Annotated in this window: 20 protein-coding genes; 4 read left to right on the top strand and 16 right to left on the bottom strand. The window is 62.3% G+C overall.

Annotated elements, in window-relative coordinates; all coding sequences use genetic code 11:
* Positions 1-931 precede the first annotated feature (931 nt).
* The 7 genes from SAMIE_RS19690 to SAMIE_RS19660 form a co-directional block, all read right to left on the bottom strand.
* Positions 932-1,858 carry a lytic transglycosylase domain-containing protein gene (locus tag SAMIE_RS19690; RefSeq protein ID WP_066696469.1) on the bottom strand — a complete coding sequence of 309 codons (927 nt, stop codon included), beginning with the start codon at positions 1,856-1,858 and terminating at the stop codon, positions 932-934.
* Between the two features lie 4 nt (positions 1,859-1,862).
* Positions 1,863-2,198: a DUF736 domain-containing protein gene (locus SAMIE_RS19685; protein WP_066696467.1), complete on the bottom strand. Its 336-nt coding sequence runs from the start codon at positions 2,196-2,198 to the stop codon at positions 1,863-1,865.
* A gap of 49 nt (positions 2,199-2,247) precedes the next feature.
* Positions 2,248-2,793 carry a S26 family signal peptidase gene (locus tag SAMIE_RS19680; RefSeq protein WP_066696465.1) on the bottom strand — a complete coding sequence of 182 codons (546 nt, stop codon included), beginning with the start codon at positions 2,791-2,793 and terminating at the stop codon, positions 2,248-2,250.
* Entirely contained in the window at positions 2,790-3,308 is a 519-nt protein-coding gene (locus SAMIE_RS19675; RefSeq protein WP_066696463.1) for a DUF2840 domain-containing protein, read from the bottom strand. The genes SAMIE_RS19680 and SAMIE_RS19675 overlap by 4 nt, the downstream gene beginning before the upstream one ends.
* A complete protein-coding gene (locus tag SAMIE_RS19670) occupies positions 3,305-4,438 on the bottom strand; it encodes a replication initiator protein A (RefSeq protein ID WP_066696847.1) in 1,134 nt (377 codons plus the stop codon). Before SAMIE_RS19670 ends, SAMIE_RS19675 begins: the two co-directional genes overlap by 4 nt.
* Entirely contained in the window at positions 4,438-4,707 is a 270-nt protein-coding gene (locus tag SAMIE_RS19665; protein ID WP_066696461.1) for a helix-turn-helix transcriptional regulator, read from the bottom strand. Before SAMIE_RS19665 ends, SAMIE_RS19670 begins: the two co-directional genes overlap by 1 nt.
* A 201-nt stretch (positions 4,708-4,908) precedes the next feature.
* Positions 4,909-5,130: a helix-turn-helix domain-containing protein gene (locus SAMIE_RS19660; protein ID WP_066696458.1), complete on the bottom strand. Its 222-nt coding sequence runs from the start codon at positions 5,128-5,130 to the stop codon at positions 4,909-4,911.
* Between the two features lie 116 nt (positions 5,131-5,246).
* Between SAMIE_RS19660 and SAMIE_RS19655 the strand changes: the two genes are divergently transcribed.
* Entirely contained in the window at positions 5,247-5,570 is a 324-nt protein-coding gene (locus SAMIE_RS19655; RefSeq protein WP_197724654.1) for a DNA -binding domain-containing protein, read from the top strand.
* Between the two features lie 3 nt (positions 5,571-5,573).
* Here the strand turns inward: SAMIE_RS19655 and SAMIE_RS19650 are convergent, their stop codons facing one another.
* The 9 genes from SAMIE_RS19650 to SAMIE_RS19610 all read right to left on the bottom strand — a co-directional run bounded on the left by SAMIE_RS19650 (position 5,574) and on the right by SAMIE_RS19610 (position 14,694).
* Positions 5,574-6,083: a DUF2285 domain-containing protein gene (locus tag SAMIE_RS19650; RefSeq protein WP_232037318.1), complete on the bottom strand. Its 510-nt coding sequence runs from the start codon at positions 6,081-6,083 to the stop codon at positions 5,574-5,576.
* A gap of 76 nt (positions 6,084-6,159) precedes the next feature.
* On the bottom strand, positions 6,160-6,357 hold the full coding sequence (locus tag SAMIE_RS19645) for a transcriptional regulator domain-containing protein (protein ID WP_066696451.1): 198 nt from the start codon (positions 6,355-6,357) through the stop codon (positions 6,160-6,162).
* Between the two features lie 312 nt (positions 6,358-6,669).
* Complete coding sequence (locus SAMIE_RS19640; protein WP_066696449.1) at positions 6,670-7,512, bottom strand: DUF932 domain-containing protein; 843 nt, start codon at positions 7,510-7,512, stop codon at positions 6,670-6,672.
* A gap of 386 nt (positions 7,513-7,898) precedes the next feature.
* Positions 7,899-8,216 carry a DUF736 domain-containing protein gene (locus SAMIE_RS19635; protein ID WP_066696448.1) on the bottom strand — a complete coding sequence of 106 codons (318 nt, stop codon included), beginning with the start codon at positions 8,214-8,216 and terminating at the stop codon, positions 7,899-7,901.
* A gap of 612 nt (positions 8,217-8,828) precedes the next feature.
* Positions 8,829-9,860, bottom strand: coding sequence for an IS110 family RNA-guided transposase (locus tag SAMIE_RS19630; protein ID WP_066696446.1), 1,032 nt, complete (start codon positions 9,858-9,860; stop codon positions 8,829-8,831).
* Positions 9,861-10,424: 564 nt separating this feature from the next.
* Complete coding sequence (locus SAMIE_RS19625; protein WP_066696444.1) at positions 10,425-10,964, bottom strand: hypothetical protein; 540 nt, start codon at positions 10,962-10,964, stop codon at positions 10,425-10,427.
* A gap of 44 nt (positions 10,965-11,008) precedes the next feature.
* Positions 11,009-11,434, bottom strand: a complete 426-nt coding sequence (locus SAMIE_RS19620; RefSeq protein ID WP_066696442.1) for a hypothetical protein — start codon at positions 11,432-11,434, stop codon at positions 11,009-11,011.
* 209 nt (positions 11,435-11,643) lie between these two features.
* On the bottom strand, positions 11,644-13,725 hold the full coding sequence (locus tag SAMIE_RS19615) for a ParB/RepB/Spo0J family partition protein (RefSeq protein WP_066696439.1): 2,082 nt from the start codon (positions 13,723-13,725) through the stop codon (positions 11,644-11,646).
* A 342-nt stretch (positions 13,726-14,067) separates the two neighbouring features.
* On the bottom strand, positions 14,068-14,694 hold the full coding sequence (locus SAMIE_RS19610; RefSeq protein ID WP_066696435.1) for a hypothetical protein: 627 nt from the start codon (positions 14,692-14,694) through the stop codon (positions 14,068-14,070).
* A 100-nt stretch (positions 14,695-14,794) separates the two neighbouring features.
* Here SAMIE_RS19610 and SAMIE_RS19605 point away from each other — a divergent pair, with 100 nt between their 5' ends.
* From SAMIE_RS19605 to SAMIE_RS19595, 3 genes are read left to right on the top strand one after another with little or no spacing between them, the layout of a single operon-like run.
* Positions 14,795-15,976, top strand: coding sequence for a Fic family protein (locus tag SAMIE_RS19605; RefSeq protein ID WP_066696432.1), 1,182 nt, complete (start codon positions 14,795-14,797; stop codon positions 15,974-15,976).
* Between the two features lie 13 nt (positions 15,977-15,989).
* The gene (locus tag SAMIE_RS19600) at positions 15,990-17,972 is read left to right on the top strand and encodes an ATP-dependent nuclease (RefSeq protein ID WP_066696429.1); all 1,983 of its coding nucleotides are present in this window, start codon (positions 15,990-15,992) and stop codon (positions 17,970-17,972) included.
* Positions 17,973-17,974: 2 nt separating this feature from the next.
* Positions 17,975-19,879 (top strand): UvrD-helicase domain-containing protein, encoded by a 1,905-nt coding sequence (locus SAMIE_RS19595; RefSeq protein WP_066696427.1) that lies wholly within the window; start codon positions 17,975-17,977, stop codon positions 19,877-19,879.
* Positions 19,880-19,912 lie beyond the last annotated feature (33 nt).

Raw genomic sequence — 19,912 nt, 5'->3', positions numbered from 1 at the left:
GTGGTGATTGACCGCGACCCAATCGAGCTTCGTGCCGAGATCGGTTTCGATCTGGCTCATGAGGTCGCGGGTGTGGGCTGTCAGATCGGTGAGATCAGCGGCATCCTCCGGCGAGACGATGAAGCGGAACTGGTGGCGATCATCGGCGCCGCGCTCGACGAAGGCCGCGCCGTCGGCGCGATCCTCGGTGGCGGAATAGAGCTGGCCGCGCTCGCCGTCGCGCGAGGTGCCGTCACGCTGGATATAGCGCAGATGAGCGGCGGACTTCCCGTTCTTGCCCGCGCCCTGGACGTAGCGGGTTTTGACGACGACGCGCCGCATACCGGGCGTGCTGTGCTTCCATCCACCAGAGAGAGTGCGGGCGCGGACGAAGGCCGCGCCGCGGCCGCGCTTGAGGCCGGGACTTTTGGCAGAGCCGATAGCCTTGCCGCCCTTCATGCCGGGGCTCGTGCTCGACCGCTGCGACGATCGAGCCGACGATCTGGATGGGCCGTTGCTGTGCTGGCGCGCGATCTTCTTGGCCTGGCTGAGAAAGCTCTTGGCCTTGCCTGCCTTTGGCGTATCGGCACGGATACGGCCGGGCTTCGGGCGGAAGCGGAATTCGTCGTCGGCGCTCATGGACGCGCCACCGGCCAAAATTGCGGGAAAACGCCCAGTTTCGGGCTATGGTGCCGGTCAAAATCCAGAAAAGCCAGGGCTTTGCGCGAACACGCGGCACGCGAGGTCCAAAACCATGGTGCCGCGCGTGGCTCCCCTAACCAGTGTGCAGACAAGGAGAAATTCAGAAACCGGACCGACGTGGTGCCGGTTTCCTTTATCTTGCCCTCCACCCTTTCTGACCTTTCCGCCCTTCCTGACGAGAAGGCAGCCGGGCAACCTCCTGCCTGACTGCACACTGGAACGAGCGCAAGCGGACGCGGAAACGCCATTCTCATGGCGCTCCTCCATCGACCGCCCGCGCCACGAACATGCTGCCGTCTCGCGGCTCCGGATCGCGGCGCTCACGCACTGGAACGGTCGTGCGAGCGTCGCCCGATGTGCCGATAGTCTGCACGGAATCGGTGACCCCTCTGGCGTTTGGGCGCAGGACGAAGAGCGGTGCATCGCGCCAATCGGGCGGCGGTGTGGACTGCTTTTCCGGCGTTTCCGTTGCGACCGCGCTGCCGCCGAGTGCCGAGGCAAGCGCTCCGACATAGGCGCGGGTTTCCGCGGGCAGCGGACGGCCCGTCGAGCGATGTTCGTCATAGCGGCCGGGACCGGCATTGTAGGCGGCGAGCATCGCCGCGACATTGCCGTAGCGATCCCACATCTCGCGCAGATAGGCGGTGCCTGCGAGGATGTTGTCGCGCGGATCGTAAGGGTTACGGCCGAGCCGATAGCGGACCCGCAGGCCCGCCCAGGTATCGGGCATGACCTGCATGAGCCCGATCGCGCCCGCCGACGAGATCGCGCGCACGTCGCCGGCGCTCTCGGCGCGCAGCACGGCGCGAATCCAGTGTTCGGGAATGCCGAAGCGCTGGGACGCCTCGGCGATATGACCGGCTTGAGGATCGGCGGCGACCGTGCGCGTGACGGGCGCGGATTGCGCCAGTGTCACGGGCGATCCCGCGCCGAGCGCAAGCCCGCAAGCGAGGAGGAGAACGGCATAGCGCCGTGCCCGCCTTTCTCCGCGCAACCACCAGCCTGCCAGCGTGCTCGCTGCGGTCAAGGGTGCGCGCGAAGCGCCGGCCGTTGGCCGCCCCTGACTTTCGCTGCGCGCGCCGGCCGACTTATGGTCGAGCGGGACGAAGGAATGAGACGGCTTTTCCGCGAACAAAGGAATGAAGGCTTTGAGCGCGATGATGATGGGGGACCGCATGGCCTTAGTCCCGCTCCTCGCGCGGTTTCGGGCGGGTCCAGTGCAGCGACCATGACGATCCCGTATCGTCGTCGCGGAACAGGTTGGCACGGATCGGCTGCGGCAGAGCTGGATCGTCGAGCAGCACGGACAGATATTCGCCGGCCTTCTCGCCGGTGCGTTTCCACGCCGCGCCGATCTCCGGGCCGTCGTCGGCCCCGTGATGGACACGGTAGTCCGGCGCGTTCTCCGCGTCCGAATGTTCGGCGGGAACGATGGTGAGTTCACGGTAGAGCGTGAGGGTGTGAACGCGCCCGGTGAAGCCGGATTGCTCGCGCGTGAATTGACCGATCTGCGGCATGAATAGTCTCCTTTTCTGGTGGTTTGGTGGGGGAGTTCAGTGCGCCCGCTCAGTGCGTTTGGGCGCGCCACACGTAGCAGCCGTCGCCTTCCTCATCGGTCCAGAGCGGCAGCGCCCGGCCGATGATCTGGTCGGTGGAGGTCACGCCGAAATACCTGCCGTCCAGACTGTCGCGGACCTGCCAGTTCATCAGGAAGATTTCGCCGGTGTGGATGCGTTGGCAGCCCTGCCAGACAGGAAGATTGCGACCGGCGCGGTCGCGCTCGAGCGCGATGCCGGCGGCGATGCCATCGACGGTGATGGTGCGGCCGGCCCTGCAAACTGTCTGTCCGGAGACCGCAAGCACGCGCTTCAACAGCGGCACGCCTTTCGGCAGATAGCCGCGCTCGGCGAGGAAGCTCGCAAGCGGTTCGGGCGCATCGACAACGACAAGATCGGTGACTTCAAACGGTCCGTCGAAATCGACGGTGTAGAAGCCGACCGGCGCACTGGCCGATGCGTTCCAGATCAGTTTGACCGGCATCGGCGTGAGGCCGGGATAACCGACGCCGATGGTCGCAAGCGCGGTCACGATGATGAGGCCGGCGCGCGTCATGGCGCGATCCTCCGGCGACCAATCCATGCGGCATGACGCTCGGGCGTGTAAGCGTTGGGCTCCAGGCCGGCGGCAACTCGGTTATGGACGTGCCGCCAGTGATCGGGCGAAGCGTCGGCCGGATCGAGGCCGAGCGCTTCCACGGCGTCGATCGCGGCAAGCGCGCGCTGGACCTTCGACCAGCTATCGAGACGCAACAGGATGTCGCCGCCGGGGCGGACGAAGGGCAGCGTCTGGAACGGCTCGCCGCGGCCGATGGCGCGCACGATGTCGATGCGCGAGATCATCGTGCCATGCTCACCGGCCGCCCAGCGGACGAAGGCGAAGATGCTTTCGGGTGCGAAGCCGACGATGCTGCGGCGACGGTCGAGGATCTGTTCGTAAGCTTTGTGGCCGAACCGGATCCAATGCTCGATCTTCTGTTTCTGGAAGGTCAGTTCGACCAGGGTGGTGAACGGCGCTGGCCCGTCCGGCAGCGGGCGGCCATGCGCATGGCGGGATGATCTGCCGCTCATGGCTGATCTCCCTGGCTACCGGGTTTGTCGGGGGCGAGCATGTCGCGCAGCACGTCGGCGACGGACCTTGCGGCACCGGCACCACGCCTCGCGTGCGTGCGCGTCAAAGAAGAAGAGTTAGATTCTCTGTTAGACTCTAAGTTAGCGGTCGGATTCCGCTTTTCAGGCCAAAGGCTTAACTGCGGTTCGTGCGCCTGATGTGCCGATAGGGTTGCGCCTGATGTACCGATACCCTTTGCGCCTGATGTGCCGATGGTATTCACACCCTTATCAACAGGCACTGTGGACAAGTTTTCGGGGCGAATGCGCAGCAGTTCGCGGCCGTGTTCTCGCTCGATCTGGAGGCGGTAGCCGGGGAGCGGTTGGCGGGCCGCGATGCGACGCAAGTCGAGCGCGAAATCGGATATCCGCGCCATGCTGCCGGATTTCTGGTGAAGGTGCGCGATCTCGAACAGCCAGCCGTGCGGCTGGTGGCCGGCATGTTTTCGGGCGACACGGTATAGCCAGCGCTCGATGCCACCCGTCAGCCGGAAATAGGCCGGGTCGATCATGAGCACCAGCGAGCGGTCGACGACGCTATTGTAGAACCATTCGGGCAGGACGAATTCCATGCCCTCGACGCGCCCAGTGCGCGTCGTCATCTCTTCCCATTCGTTGATCCATGAGAATTGCCGACGCCGCCAATGCGTGCCGTTGCGGATCGTGGTGGCGATGACGGTGGATTGCAGGCGTGCGAGCGCGGACTTCAACAGCACATATTGGCGGTTGCCTGTGGAGCGTCCGATAGCGCGCAGGAGATGGTAGGGCGTGAAGCGGAAGAAACGCGATGTGGTGAGGCCGTTGTTCTCGGCCGCCACAATCTGCGAGGCCGCCCATATCAGCACGTCGGCATCCCAGATGGTCGCCATGCCGTGCTCGGGCATGGCGAGCACCTGCACCTCGACATCGGCGGCCTTGTAAAGAATGGGCTTGGTGCGCGGCGTCTTCGCCAGCGAGAAGAAAGGCCGTTCCATCAAATCGCGCTGGTCGCGCGGCGGCGCATCGCCGGTTGCGACCACGAAGGGGTCCAGGCGGCTGCGCTCGCTCGTGTCGGTCTGCTGCGCGGGGCGGTGATCGTCGTCGCGCAGCATCAGCACTTGCCCCGCTCTTCGGGCGTCAGCGGACGCGCGGGGAAAACCGTGCCGACGTTCGTATCGCGCGTGGATTTGCGGGTGCCGATCTCGGACCAGGCTTCCAGATCGCGGACGGTGTAGAGGACGCGGCCACCGATCTTGCGATAGGTCGGGCCGGTGCCGTAGGTGCGATGCTTCTCAAGGGTGCGGATGGAAATGCCGAGGAAGCGCGATGCTTCCTGAGTGCGTAATAGGCGCGGCGGCAGGTCCGCGTTGCGGATGGCCATAGGATCACCTCCAGGTTCGTCAGGGGCGCCGGTGCCGAGAGCGGCAGCGGGCTATGGCGAACCATGGCGAGGGATCGGCGACGGGTAGCGTGCCGCATTTGCGCTCATGCGCTGGCGGCACCCCAGAACTGTTGTGGCTGGAATCGTCCTTATGGTCGCGCGGGAGAAACACCGGCGACGTTCGGCTCTGCGAGCGACCGACTACTTCGGCGCGCTGATCTTCTTCAGCAGCTCGCCGGGCTCGATCTCAAGGGCATCGGCAATCTGGCCGAGGACTGTGACGCTGGCGGATACGTCGCCACGCTCGATCGCACCGACGTAGCGCATACTCAGGCCCGCCCGATCGGCGAGTTCTTCTTGCGTCAGTTTCTTATCATGACGTGCTCGACGCAGATTCCTCGCCATGATCTCCTTGAGATCCATGGTAAGAGGGGAACCAGCATAGGAACGATCATTCTAGGAACGATCGTTCCTAATCGTGTTTGGTCATGGTATACGTCGAGCTTGCCGGACCATGCTTCATGGCGTCCGCATCCCCGATGCAAAGGACAGAATTCGTGCGTGGACAGCCCCAGCTTGACCCATATGTTGAAGATGAAGCTCCGGGCGGGCCAAACATTACAGCCTATGACGAACAGCATTACGTTACCTATCTGCGCCTGCTGGACGCCAGCCGGGACGGCGCAGACTGGCAGGAGGTGGCCCGCATCGTCCTGCACCGCGATCCCCTAGCCGACGAAGCGCGCAGCCGCCTTTGCTGGGAAAGCCATCTCGCCCGCGCGCAATGGCTCTCGGGATCGGGTTATCGGCGCATTCTGGAACAGGCGGTTGCGATGGCCGCACGCGGCGGCGGGCATGGGTAGGCTTTATTCGCCCGGCACCTTGATCGGATAGCGCAGCAACAGGCGATAGCCACCCCGCATCATCTTGACGCCATGGGCGACGAGGCGGCGGGCTTTGTTCTTGCGGGGATCGACCTCGAAATCCTCTTTGGTGCCGTGAAAGCCAAACAGGACCTCGGCGATGGCGCGATAGCTCTCGCCGCGCAGGCGGGCGTCGAGCGCGCGCAGCGACAGGACGTGCCATTGCCGGAGCTGGGCGGGCAGCGCTCGAAAATCGGGACCAGGGGAACGGCCACTCAACGCGCGGCGGAGCCGACGGGCGGCGTGAGCGCGCAAGTCGTGGAAGACGTCCATCGGCAGGAATGATCCGTAGAAAGCCGGCGCGTCTGGGACGGCTTGCGGCAACCAGAATTGATGCGTGACGCCTTCGACCTGCCAGATGCCATGCCAGCCATCCGCGGCGTGGCGCAGATCGAGACCGTCGAGATGCGCCAGCGTGACGATCGGCTCGGTCGCAGCGTCATGCTGCTCCACCGGGGCGAGCGAGATGGCCTGTGGTTGAAGGCTTGGAGTCCAGAACAGGGATTGCCGATCGGAGGATGTCTCAGGATCAGTCGGAAAATCGCAACCCCCAGCGTCTGACGAAGGCTTCCAGCCGTTCGGGGTCAGGCTTGTCCGACGCGGTTAGGGCCTGAAACTCACGACGATAATCGTCATGGCGGCGAAGATATTCCCAAGCGAAACCGGCAGCGGGAATGCTCTTGGCAAATTTATATGCCGCCGGGGAGCGCCAGTCGATACTCAGCATGGCGTTACCTCATCTATGCCGGGCGCATGCAAAGCAACGCCGGGATAGAGATCTTCTGACTTCGCCGGAAGTATCGGTAGCCGCGCGTTTCAGATAACTGGATAACCTAACGCGATCAATATCGTGGTTACTGTATTCTTAACAGTGCTTGCGTGTTTTTGCGAGCCGGGCGTAGTCCGGCGAGCGCGGCCATGTGTTCGGGCATGGCCGCTCCGCCGATCCGCAACGCCGGATCGGCGCGATTTTTTGAAGATGCAAAACCTGGCGGTGAAAGACAGGGCCGCGATGACGGCGGCCCTGTCGCGCTTGCACTCAATAGCCCTTCAATTTCTGCATTCCTTCCGCCAGCGTCCAGAGCGCGCGGTTCAGTCCGACATTCTGGTCGATGCCGTTAACAGCGCGGGACTGGCTGCGGCGGATGCGGCCTTCGGCGTTGCGCTTCTGGCCGTGCAATCCGCCCTTGGTCAAATGCTCCTGAATGACATTGAACGTGCTCCAGAGGCTTCCGCCCATATCCTCGCGGCGGCGCGGCGCGATGATCTGTTCGGGGCGCAGCGGGCTTTCGTCCTCGCCATAGCGGGCGACAAGGCTCGCCTCGGCCAGAACGCGGCGCTCGTCCTCGGAAACGCGGATTTCCTTCATGGTTTCGCTGGCGTCGATCAGGCGCGGAAAGTCCTCCGCGACGGTAAAGACGGCCTCGATAATGTCGTGCTGGATATTGCCCTTGTGCGGCACGCGGACTTCCTCGAAGCGCTCGCCCGCAATCATGCTGTTGGTGCAAACGAAGCGCAGGACACCGGCAAACATCTGGTACGCTGACGTTCCGTCATGGCTATTTACGATGATGACTTCCGCCGCCTCGGGCTTACCGATGCCGCCATCCCGGCGCAGGCGCAACATATGCTTGGCGTGGCCGTGGCGGCTGCCGTCGCGCGGAACCGACTGCACCGCGAAGAACGGAAACCAGCCCTCGCGGCGCAACCCCTCCACGATGTCGATGGTCGGAACATAGACGTAACGCTCTGAGCGGCTGTCATGCGCCTCTCGGGCGAAAACGGATGGAACGTGCCGAAACAGAGCCTCGTTATCCAGCGGCTCACGTCCGCTGATCTGATGGGCGTTGCGGCCGAACCGGGTGGCGAGTTGGTGATGCATGGTCTTTCTCCTCATGGGCTTGGGTTGGAGCGCAGCGCTGCGCTGCAACCCTGGCCGTCGCCGAGACCGGGGGGTGCAAGGTGCAAGGGCGGACGGGATGGAGGGGGATCACCCGGCCTGCACGGAACGGAGGAACGACGTGGAGGAAGGCCGGGGAAACCGTCCCGGCTGAGCGTCAGCGATCCCTTGCGCCGCGCCAGGGGGTAGCGCCCCCAAGCAACTGGCCCGGCCAGAGCGAAGCGGAGGCTGGGAGCGAAATCCGATCGGGATGGGTAAGACCTGAAAACCGGAATCCTTGAATCCCGACCTCCCTGTTCCTTGAAGGCGGCGGGCATGAGCATAGAGAAGCCCCGCTTGGGTAGCGGGGCTTCTTGGTAGGCCCGGCCTTACTCGCCGGTGCGGCGGGACCAGATGAGGTTGTGACCGCTGCCGTCCTCGGCTTCGACCAGGCTGGCGTAGATCGGGGCCGGGAAGCTCGGATCGTCCAGCTTGACGGAGAGGTATTCGCGGCTGCTCTCGCGGGCGGTTTTCTTCCAGGCGGCGCCGAATTCCGTGGCCCCTGCGAAGATGCGGAAGTCGGGGCCGCGCTCACTGTCGCCCTCGCTGGGGACGAACTTGGCCTTGACGTTGAGGGTCAGAGTTTTGACCGCGCCGGAGAAGCCCGCGCCGGTTTCGTTCTTGGTGAAGGTGCCGATGGTCGCCATTGTCGTATTCCCTTTTCTGTCGGACCGCTCCATTGCGACCTCGATGGGGGTCGTGAGACCGGGGACGATCGGCCCTGCACCCCTTGGGGCTGGAACGCAGTGGAAGGTGGCCGGCGACGGCTTTTTTGCTTCGCGATGCAAAGCCGAAGGCGGCGGAAAAAAGTTGGCGACGGACGTTGCGGGAGACGAGCGAGGCGAAGCCGGTCTTCGGTCAGACCCATGCCAATCGAGATCGCGGATGGAGCGCCCGTTTCAGGAAATCAGGGGAATACGACAATGGCGGCCGTTCCTGCGCCTCGCTCCTCGATAACGGAAATAGGGCGGGTCGTCTAATCGCCCCTCTGTCAAGCGCAGCCATCATCGTTCAAAACTTATGCCATGCGTATGCCGGGTACAGGGTCGTCTACGCGGTCGACGCAAGTTGATCGCCGCAGGATGGGTTCCGTAGGCAAGATCTTCCTATGTTCGTGACGCAATCTGCTCACAAGAGCATTTGCTTCCCGCTTCGCGGAATGATCTCGGCCGCGTCCCCGGCAGGGACGGCTCGGCGCGCCCTGAAAGGACGCTATCGGTGAAACGATAGGAGTGCTGGTGACGGTATGCCGCTGTTGATCAGGCCGGCACGGTGGCTCCGGCGTTTGGATCAAACAGCTCGCCTGTCTTCAGCATCGCATGCATGATGACCGCCAATTTGCGCGCGAGGGCTACTGCCGCGCGTTTGAAGCCGAGCCGCTCTTTTAAGGCGAGCGCCCAGGTGCGCAACGTGCTCGTCTCCGAAGACCTGTTCAAAATGACCGAGGCTGCCTCGTACAAGAGGGTGCGTAACTTAGCGTCGCCGCGACGGGAGATATGGCCTTCATAATCCACCTCTCCCGATTGATACCGCTTTGGGGTCAGACCGACCCAGGCGCCTACAGCGCGCGAGTTCTTGAAGTTGATCGAATCCTCCACTGCTGCTGCAAAGGCCGTGGCGGTGACCGTACCTACACCAGGCACCGAAGTGAGCAGACGGCAGCGTTGATCTGTGCCGGCCATCGCAACCAGTTGCTTGCTCAACTCCGCAACGCGAAGCCGAATATCGCTCCAGGCTTTAAGCAGCGGCAGGATGATGCGCGACAAATTATCTTCGCTTTCTAGAAGCCTAAGAACGTTGCGTTCAAAGACGCTGCCGGCACCTTTGGGTACGACCAGCCCAAACGTCTTCATCAGCCCACGTATCTGGTTCGACATCTGCACCCGCATTTTCATAAGTTGGCGTCGGGCGGTGATCAGCGTCCTCATCAACATGCTGTCGAAGCCTTTGACGCGAACCTCCCGATAGAAGCCTACCTCAGCCAAATGCGCCAGACCGTCAGCGTCGTTTGCATCGGTCTTGTTGGCAGCCATATCGAGGGCGGCCTTGGCATGGCGCGCGTCTATGCAGATCGCGGGCAAACCCTCCGCAGTGAGCGCATGGTAAAACCAAACCGACAACGGTCCGGTCTCAAATACCACGCGTTTTGCATTCGGCGCGCGTTTGCGGATCACTTCGGCAAGCAGCTTCGGATCGGATGCACACTTGCCGCGCCAAACGCGCTTGCCATCCTGACGAACCGATATCGAAGTGTCTTTTAGGGAGACATCGAGTCCTATATGCTGATCCACGGTTGTCCTCCGTTTGATGCTGGGCCCGGTCCAAAATCGTGAGCCCGTTCTTCATCTTATCGGGGGGCAACCAACCTTCCAGTAATCTCGTGCCTCTGGCCCGTGGCCGGCGCTCCCGCGATTACGTCATGTTCGTTAGTCGATGCACCACCGCCCTGATCCTCATCGTCACGACCTTCAAACGGCCTCCGGCGACATTGCCGGACATGCGGCCCTGTTTTCGCACTATCGCTGCACAGATCTCTCGCACGGTGCTGCCGAACGTCCGCCCGCATGGTGCCGCGTCGATGGTCTCGGCTTGCCGGGCGATCCGCGCTTCCCGGCCTTGCTGTGTTGCCTCACAGGCCTGCAAAGCGGTCCCAGTTCGCCGATGATCTCGGCGACGATGACTAAGACCGGCCTTTCGGGAACCTCGCCATAGTGGGGCGCTGGCGAAATGGTCGCCGCCGCCCCTCGCGTTAGTGATCGAAGCCGAATGGCGGAAGCGCGCTTAGCGTGGTTCCGGCGCAGCCGAGAGCGCGGCCCGGCGGGCAACGCCCCGATTACGATCCTTGCCGAATCCGACTAGTTTGACGGCACGAGAGACCGAGGTTGGCGAATGCAAAGGTCAGAAATCTGTAAGAACGTCTCTATCAAAAGATGGGGTCTTGGCGCGATCATCTCGGATGCTGCAACGTATCGCAAAGCGTAGTCGGTTGCCGCTGTATGAAGTGCATTGATGGCAGCGATATATTCTTCCAGAAGGGCTGCGGGGTCTTCTTCGAACTGATCCTTCCACTGTCCCGCGCTCTGAGCTTGCTGCCAAATTTTGCGGGCCACTGATCCGGCTTTGTCGCGTAGAAGTCGGTTCAGGTCGTGCGCCCAAAGCGACCCGATGTTGTGGCCGTATTTCTTTCTAAGATCGTCAAGTGTGAGACCCGCTCCCACGAGATTGGCTTTCAGCAGCACCTCCATACCGTGTGCTGTGAGATGAAGGACCGGCGTGAACAAAACTCTGGACGTCTGGTAGTCCTCTGAGCGACGCAGCACATCCGCGCCGCTCAAATAACGTTTCGCGGTTGCGAGCAGCTTCCAATGGTCAGTCTCATGAAATTCTTCGGTCAAGGGTATCCTGCCAGTTCATTGTTCTTTCAGATTCTATCATGACATCAGCGGACGGGTGCAGTTCCAGCGGGCAGGGGTGCCGCTAGTCGAAGCAAAGCCGACACACCGACAAAGCCGCCGCCGATGATGCAGAAAATTTGCCGCCAGATCTCGGACGGCACCGATTCCTTGGTGACGCCGTGGACGAGTGCGTATCCGGCGACGGCGGCGGGCGCGGCGAAGATCAGCGCCACGATCAGGCGAAGGATTGGTGAGCGCAGCGTGTCGAACAGCAACGCCAGAATGCCGAAGGCCACACCGGCGGCAACGAGACCAACGAGGCCCGCACCGATCAGGCCGGAGCCGGTCTGATAGGCGAACTGCGCCGCTGTAAGCCCAAGCATGAACGGGAGCGCATAGACGGCGAGCGTATAGGCCGCGACACAAAGTATGGCGATCAGAACAACGCTCATGAGCATGACGGCGACCATAGTTCTTCTCCTTCACGTCACGCGCGGGTTGCCGCTCATCTGCGCCGTCTTTTGAAGATCGTGCAGTATTGGCGATCCGTGCCTGTCATGTCGACCATGAACAGGATGTGTCGTTGCGATGGTCGAGGTGATCCGGCCGCGCGGGGACCGCGCGGCCGCGATTTTTCCGGTGAGAAGCCGGGGCCGCTTGCGCGGTCCCGGCTCTCCGATCATTCCGCCGCGATAGCGAAATGGTCATCATGCTGCGCTTCCGGCGCGGTCTCGTCAGCCTCGGTAGGAAGAGCTTCGGATTGCTCGTCCGTGAGCCATGCGGGCCGCTCGGTACGCAGCACGGGCGGGAGCCAGCCGGTCCCGGCCAGAAGCTGCTCGGCGGTTTCCGCCATCGCTTGCTTCTTCATGTCCGCGATCCGTTCCGCCGCCTCGTCGCCAAGGGCTTCGCGCACGGCGGCGACGATATGGGCCTTGGTGACGCGACCGAGATAGGCGCGCAGGGTCGGCGTCCAGTGCGCCGTCATGTCGAGCGTAACCGCCGTCGCCAGCTTGTCCGCCGTTTCATGGGCGTGGCGCTTGCTGCTTTCCCACGGCAGCTTCACCGCATTGGCGGTCAGCGAAGCGCAATGCGCCAGCAAGGCCATCAGGCTTGCATGGTCCAGCCCGGCGATGAAGCTCCACAGGTTCGCCACATCGCGCGGCATGTCGGACGCCCATCCGGCATGACGATCCGCCAGCATCTTCGCCGCCGCCGTGTCCTCGATGCCATCCGCGTGGGCCGCGAGATAGTTGCTCGTTGGGCGGATTTCGAGGCAATGAGCATCCCCGCCGCCGCGATAGAAGGTCTGCGCGGCTAGCGTATGCACCACGGCGACCAGCGCCATGTCCGGCTGCTCGCCAAGGGCGAGACGCAGGGCCATGGTCCGATGCGCGGTCAGGTCGCGAATGAGCGAGTCCGACAGCGGCTTGCCGTCTTCCTCCGCTACCTCGTCCTCGGCGTGAGGTGCCGAAACGTCGCTCTCATCGCCGTCGCCGTCTTCGATGATCTCGCCATCACCATTGACGCGCACCCCGTCGATGAAGGTTTCGCCGTCCACGGCTGCTTCCGGCTCCGGGGCTTCATCCTCGGCCCTGATGAAACCGCGCTCAATGCGGGCTTCGCCGTCATGGGACAGGACAATGAACATGCCGCCGCTTGCGATCTCTTGCGCCTCGTAGGCATGGCGCAACGCGTCGATGCGCTCGATCTCGGCTTCAAGCTCCCCGCAACGCTTGTCCACGTCATCGGGCAGTTCGTCATGGCTGTCATATTCCGATGTCAGGCGGTCAAGTTCGTCCTGCGCGGCGTCGTAGGCAACGGCGTCTTCCTCTGAAAGCTCCACCGGATGCGGATAGCTGCGGCGCATGCCGTGCGCGTGGGGAAAGTCGATATGGACGGAAACCCACTTCCAGCCCTCGGCTTCCTGAACCTGCTCCGCGATCCCTTCCAGCTTCTCAATGACAAGCCGGTCCAGCAAGGTCGGGTCTTCAAAGAAGCCGCCGCGATCCTCGGTGAACAGGTCGCGGATGATGTTGCCACCTGCCTCCGTATAGGCATGCGCGCCGACAAAGGCCGCGCGCCTATCCGTCGCCGCCACGTTGGGCTTGGTCAGGTCGCGGCGGATAGTCGATGGATCACGGTTATAAGATAGGTTGTCGAAAACATATTCCTGCCGCGCGTGGTCCTCGGTGATAGCGAAGGCCATCAACTGGTCCAGCGTCAAATCACCGTCGCGATAAACCTGCATCAACTTGGGGCTGACAGCGCCAAGGCGAAGCCGCTGCTTCACCACATGCGCGGTCACGCCAAACCGGGCGGCGATTTCCTCGGCGCCCCATCCACGATTTTCCGAAAGCTCATGGAAGCGCTCGAATTCGTCGGCGGGGTGAAGGTTCTCGCGCGTCACGTTCTCGTCAAGGCTGATTTCCGCCGCGTCGTTCGCCGTGTCGATGACGCAACGGACGGCTTCCGTCTTCTTGATCTGCTTGCGCTTGACGCGCAGCAATTGCGCCAGCCTGCGGCCTTCCCCGATGCTGACCAGATAGAAGCCGGTCGGCTCGCCCTCGGCGGTCGTTTCCGGCTCCACCACCAGATTTTGCAGGATGCCCTTTGCGGCGATGCTCGCCGCTTTCGCCTCGATAGACCCCTCGCTGTGCGGGGTCTTGCGGGCATTCATCGGGTGCTTCTTGAGCTTGTTGAGCGGGATAAAAACCGTCGCGCCATTTTCGACGGTCGAGGTGCTGTTGGTGGTCGTGGTCATGGTCGTTCTCCTATGGGCTTGGGTTGAAGCGCAGCGCTGCGCTGCAACCCTGCCCGTCGGCGAGACCGGGGGGTGCAAGGTGCAAGGGCGACCGGGACGGAGGGGGATCACCCGGCCTGCACAAGCGGATCGAAACTATGAGCGAGAGTGAAAAACACGCATCCGCGTGGAAGGCTGGGGACACCGTCCCGGTCGAGCGTCAGCGATCCCTTGCGCCGCGCTAGGGGGCAGGGCCCCCAAGCAATCGGACCGGCCAGAGCAAAGCGGAGGCCGGGCGCAAAGGACCGGATCAGGATTTGGATGGCCGAGATACCAAGTCCGTGAATCCTGATCGCGTGGGGTTTATCCTGGTGGTGGAGAATGCCCGAGTTCAATAGCCTTGCGACGCTGCGCCGTCGTCAATGCGCTCCAGAAACGATGGACACGCGCGGTCGGCATTTGCCGCAGATCATCGATGTGCTGGGCGCGACGAAGCTCGACCTGAAAGAAGGACGGGTGATGATCGACGTTGAAAGCTTGGAGTTTCCAGAAAACGACGGCGGCATATTTGGGGGTGAGCTTCTTGTTCTTACGGTAGTAATCAAGCGCTCCTGACAGAATGGGATTGCTCTCTTTCGCGGCAAGCTGCTCAAGGGTGCGGATGCAGGATTCCAACTGCATCTGCTGGGTAAGCTTGGTGAGGTGCCGTTTCGCCTCCGTTGGCGAAAGACGCCGACCTTTCTCCAGGACCGCCACGTCAAACTGGAGTATGCAATGGGAGCCCACCCAGAGCGTCGCATCGGTATATTGATTGGCGATCTCGAAGTGGTAGCGAAGATCCTGCTGACCGCAGAGTTCGCAGGTTTCGATGGGCGACTCATGATCCACCGTGTTTTCGGTGAAGGACCACTCGCCAAAGGCAGTCGGCAGGGTTCCAGCCACTGAAAGCGGAAGAATACTGTCACGAACTCGCTGAGTGTACCCGCCCATTGTGGTATCGCTCCTTATTTAAGAGCGCTTACCTTAGCTTGTTTCCTATTTAAGCCAAGCGGCCATTGCTTAAATAAGAGTGCAGCTCCATATTGGGCTCATGTCTGAACCCGACCCCAATCTTCGGCTAGGCCGCTTTGTTGAAACGCCCGTTGCGGGCGAGATCGTGCGCGCCTTCGTGCCGCCGCGCTTGCCGCCGGAACCTTCGATCGACGTGCTTGCCCTGCTGGAACGGCTGAGTCTGGCGGAACGCGCCTTGGGGCGCCTGGACGGCATCACCATGCTGCTCCCGCGTCAGGAGCTGTTCCTTTACATGTATGTGAGGAAGGAAGCCGTCCTATCGTCCCAGATCGAAGGCACGCAATCGACACTTTCGGACCTGCTCCGCTTCGAAACCGAGGCACAAGCCGGCCAACCGATCGACGACATCCGCGAAGTCTCGAACTATGTCGATGCCATGATGTACGGGCTGGAGCGGCTGGAACACCTGCCACTGTCGTTGCGCCTGATCCGTGAAATGCACGCGCGGCTACTGCAGAGCGGGCGAGGCGGCACGAAGAGTCCCGGCGAATTCCGGCGCTCGCAGAACTGGATCGGAGGCACTCGTCCCGGCAATGCGCTCTTCGTGCCGCCGCCACCGACCGAGATGGATGCCTGTCTCGATGCGCTTGAGCGCTTCATGCACGAGGAAGGCTCGCGGCTGCCCGCCCTGATCAAGGCGGGTTTGCTGCATGTTCAGTTCGAGACCATCCACCCGTTCTTGGACGGCAATGGCAGGATCGGCCGCTTGCTCGTCACGCTGTACCTCTGCGTCAACGGCGTGCTGCGCAAACCGCTACTCTATCTGAGCCTCTATCTCAAAACCCATCGCGCCGACTATTACCGCCTGCTTCAGGAAGTGCGCGAGCATGGCGCGTGGGAAGCCTGGCTCGACTTCTTTCTCACGGGCGTCGCGGACACTGCCAATCAGGCGTTCGATGCGGCCACCCGGATCGTCGAGCTGTTCAAGGAAGACCGCGAACGCATCACAGTGGAAAGCGATCGGGCGGGTTCGGCGCTGCGCATCCACGATCTGTTTCAGCAGAATCCCTATTTGACCGCCAACCAGCTCGTCCAGCAGACGGGCCTCTCTGCCCCTACCGTCAACGCAGCGCTCGCCGATCTAGAGCGGTTCGGCATCGTCGAAGAAGTCACCGGCCGCAAACGGGGCCGCGTTTTCAGTTACCGGGGGTATCTCGCCATCCTGAGCGAGGGCACCGACCCGCTCCCCACTGCCGCCTGACGGAAGGAAGCCTGTGCGTCTCGAATCTGTAACTCTGTCCGGCTTCCGCTGTTTCGGCCCCGATCCGATCACGGTGTCTATCTCATCTGAAATCACGGCCGTCGTTGGCCCGAATGCAGCGGGTAAGACCGCGCTCCTGCACGCGCTGTCGAAGTTGTTTGGCGTATCGCGGGCGCAGCGCACCGTTCAGCGTTCGGATTTCCACTTAGGTGCCGGCGACGATCCGGACGATCGTGAACCCAAGGATCTATTCATCGACGTGCTGATTGGCTTGCCCGAATTGGCCGACGGCACCGCAACCCCGGAGACGATCGCTCCCTCATTCCGGCATATGCAGATCGAACGGGAGGGCGAATCTCCGGTCTGTCGCTTGCGTCTCGAAGCGCGATGGGAAGATGACGGTACGGTCGAGGGCGAGGTTTCGCAGGAACTTTTCTGGGTCGATACGCTTGACGATGATCCGGCTGAAGACAAGTGTCACCCGGTCTCGGCGGCGGATCGCGGCCTGATCCAACTCTATTACACGCCTGCCAGCCGCGATGCGGCGGCTCAGATCAAGGCGACCACAGGGGCTCTCGCTGCTCGTCTGCTCCGCGCGATTGAATGGTCATCCGACACGGAGGAGGCCGTTCAGGAAGCCACCGAAAATCTGGCCACGGCTTTCGAGGGCGAGTCGGCAATTGCCGCGATCGGCAAAGCCTTGCAGGCGCGTTGGTCAGGACTTCACGATGATGTCGTCGATACAAAACCCCGGCTCAGTTTGGTCAGTCGTCGGTTTGAGGACGTCGTCAACAAGATTGCCGTCATCTTCGAGCAGGGACCGGACGGCCAGGAACGTGGTCTTGACGCCCTGAGCGATGGGCAGCAATCGCTCTTCTATTTCGCCCTGGCCGCCTCTGTCTTCGATTTGGAGCGCGAGGTTGTCGCGGGCACAGTCGAGGGCTTCCGCGATGACACGCTGCGCATCCCGGCGCTCACGCTCTTCGCGCTGGAAGAGCCTGAAAACCATCTCTCCCCTTACTTCCTCGCACGGATCATTCGCCAAGTCCGTTCGCTGACCGATGCCGGTGGCGCGCAGGCCATCGTCACCAGTCATTCGCCGGCGGTGCTGAGCCGCGTCAATCCGCGTGAGGTCCGCTACTGCCGCTGCGATCCGGAGACGCGCGTCTCGACGGTCAAAAAAATCATAATCCCGCCGGGAATTGACGAGGCATCCAAGTTCGTCCGTGGCGCGATGCTCGCCTATCCTGAACTCTATTTCGCTCGGTTCGTCCTGCTCGTCGAAGGCGACTCGGAGCGGATCGTCCTGCCGCCCCTGGCCGACGCGCTCGATCTTCTGATCGATCCTGCCTTCGTCGCCATCGTGCCGTTGGGCGGGCGGCATGTGCAGCATTTCTGGCGGTTGCTGAAACATCTCGCCATCCCGCACGCGACGCTTCTCGATCTCGATCTGGGGCGCGATGGTGGCGGTTTTGGCCGAGTGAAGACGGCGATCGAGAAGCTCATCGAATTCGGCGTACCAAAGGCCACACTCCTGAAACTCGATGACGGTGTGCTTTCCGACGAGCGATTTGCGGCTATGCACACTTGGCAAGATCCGGAGGATCGTAAAATCCTGCAAGGCTGGGTCAATTGCCTGAAGCCGTATGGCGTCTACTTCTCAGCGCCGCTCGACCTTGACCTGGCCATGCTCGAAGCCTTCCCCGACGCCTACAACGCGATCATCCCCAAGGGCGGCGGTCCGAAGATGGCCGCCGATAAGGCGGCGGAAGTGGTGCTCGGGACAGCAGGGCCGGGGCTCACGCTCTACACCGGGCCGTTTAAGGACTATCCGTCGCTTCTTCCTGCATACCGCTATCATTTTCTCACCAACAGCAAGCCGGCAACGCACCTCGCGGCCCTTACGCATATCAAGAAAAAGGACTTGGCCGAGAAAATGCCTTCGGTTCTGGCCGAGGTTCTCAGACACATCGCCAAGTCGTTGCGGCGGGACTAGCCATGGCCGTGCTGTCGCGACGGGTTCGCCCGGATGATTGGAAGCCGGTGGGCGTAGATGCGCTCGAAGCGAATGCGTTGAAGGTTGTCCGCTCGGCAGACAATCGTTCCGTCATCGCCGGCCCGGGTGCTGGCAAGACGGAATTGCTGGCGCAACGCGCCGCCTATCTCCTCCAGACCGGCGCCGCACCTGCGCCAAGGCGTATTCTCGCGATCAGCTTCAAGCGAGATGCTGCGACCAACCTCGCGGCGCGGGTCCGTCAGCGCTGCCATCGCAATCATGCCGGGCGCTTCGATTCCATGACGTTCGACGCCTTTGCGAAAGGGCTCATTGATCGCTTTGGTCAGGCGCTGCCCGAACGCTGGCGGCCACGGCCCGACTACGAAATCATATTTCCCAATGATCGGGATTACCGCGACTTCCTGTTTCAGCAGGTCGGCACGCCGCCGGCATCGGTGGGCACTTATGCTGATATCCAAGCCATCACGGTGAAGGCTTTCGAGCGCCGTCATCTGGTTGGATCGCCACTCCCGGTGGACGGTTGGCCAAAGCCGACGCCGGGCCAATGGGCGGCGGACCGCTTGTGGCAAACGTCGCTTCACGAGGGGAAGAAGAGCGTCTTGTCGTTTCCCATGATTGGGCGGCTCGCCGAACTCCTGCTACGGGTCAATCCGATGGCGCGTGACGCGCTTCGCCTGACCTATTCACACCTGTTCATGGACGAATTCCAGGACACGACGCAGATTCAATATGATCTGGTTCGCACCATCTTCCTCGGCACCGATACGGTGATCACTGCCGTTGGGGACAACAAGCAGCAGATCATGCGCTGGGCGATGGCGATGGATGATCCCTTCAGCGCCTTCGACGCCGACTTTGGCGGGAAGCTGACGCCGCTCTTTAACAACTATCGCTCGTCGCCAGAGCTGGTGCGCATCCAGCACGTTCTGGCTCAAGCTTTGGACGCCCGCGCCGTAGCGCCAGTATCGAAGACCGTGGGCACGATCGCCGGCGACAGTTGTGCGATCTGGGACTTTTCAACACCGGAGATCGAGGCGGATCGCCTGGCGGCGTTCGTTGCCGCCGAGATGAAAACCCACAAGCTCGGCCCGCGCGATTTCGTTCTGCTTGTCCGCCAGAAGGCAGCCGACTACGCGGCTGTCCTCGAACCAGCGTTCATGGCCGCCGGTATTCCCCTGCGCAACGAGGCCGGGACTGTCGGCGCGGTGATGCTGCAAGAACTGCTTGCGGAAGAAGCATCTGAACTGATCATCGCCATTCTGCGCCTTGCTATGTCCAAACGGGCGGGACGGTACTGGACGGACTGTCAGGAGGCGCTTGCCGCCCTTCGTGGTGTCGCGCCTGATGAAGAGGGCGCGCAGACCAAACTCGCCCGTGAACTGGACGCCTATGCGATCAAACTCAGCGCCACCTATCCCACCCCACCAAAATCAAAGGCGATAGCGCGATCCATCGTGGACGACATTCTAGCGTTTATCGGCCGAGAACGACTGATCGCGGTTCATCCCGCCTACGGCCAGGGCGGCTGGCTCGAAATGGTGCTTGATGCGACCGCCGTGCATATGCTCGCGTCGTCGGCCGGTGGCGTCGATTGGTCATCAGCTCTCGATGCCTATGAAGGCGTTCATGCGATTCCGCTGATGACGATCCATAAGAGCAAAGGGCTCGAATATCACAGCGTCATCTTCGTCGGGCTGGACGATGGCGCATGGTGGAGTTTTGCCGGCGATCAGATCGAAGCGACGGCCGGATTCTTCGTGGCTTTCACCCGCGCCAAGCAGCGCGTTGTTTTCACCTACTGCGCGCGGCGCGGCGCCCGAACAAAGATCGCGACGCTGTACGGCCTTTTGGGCAAGGCCGGTGTCCAAACTGTTCATGTGGCTTGATGCGGCTGTTGAGGACTAAGGAGCAGTCAGGCG

Source organism: Sphingobium amiense (genome assembly GCF_003967075.1).
Lineage (GTDB): Bacteria > Pseudomonadota > Alphaproteobacteria > Sphingomonadales > Sphingomonadaceae > Sphingobium > Sphingobium amiense.
The sequence above is the reverse complement of the archived record's forward strand: the minus strand, read 5'-3'. Positions and strand labels throughout refer to the sequence as shown.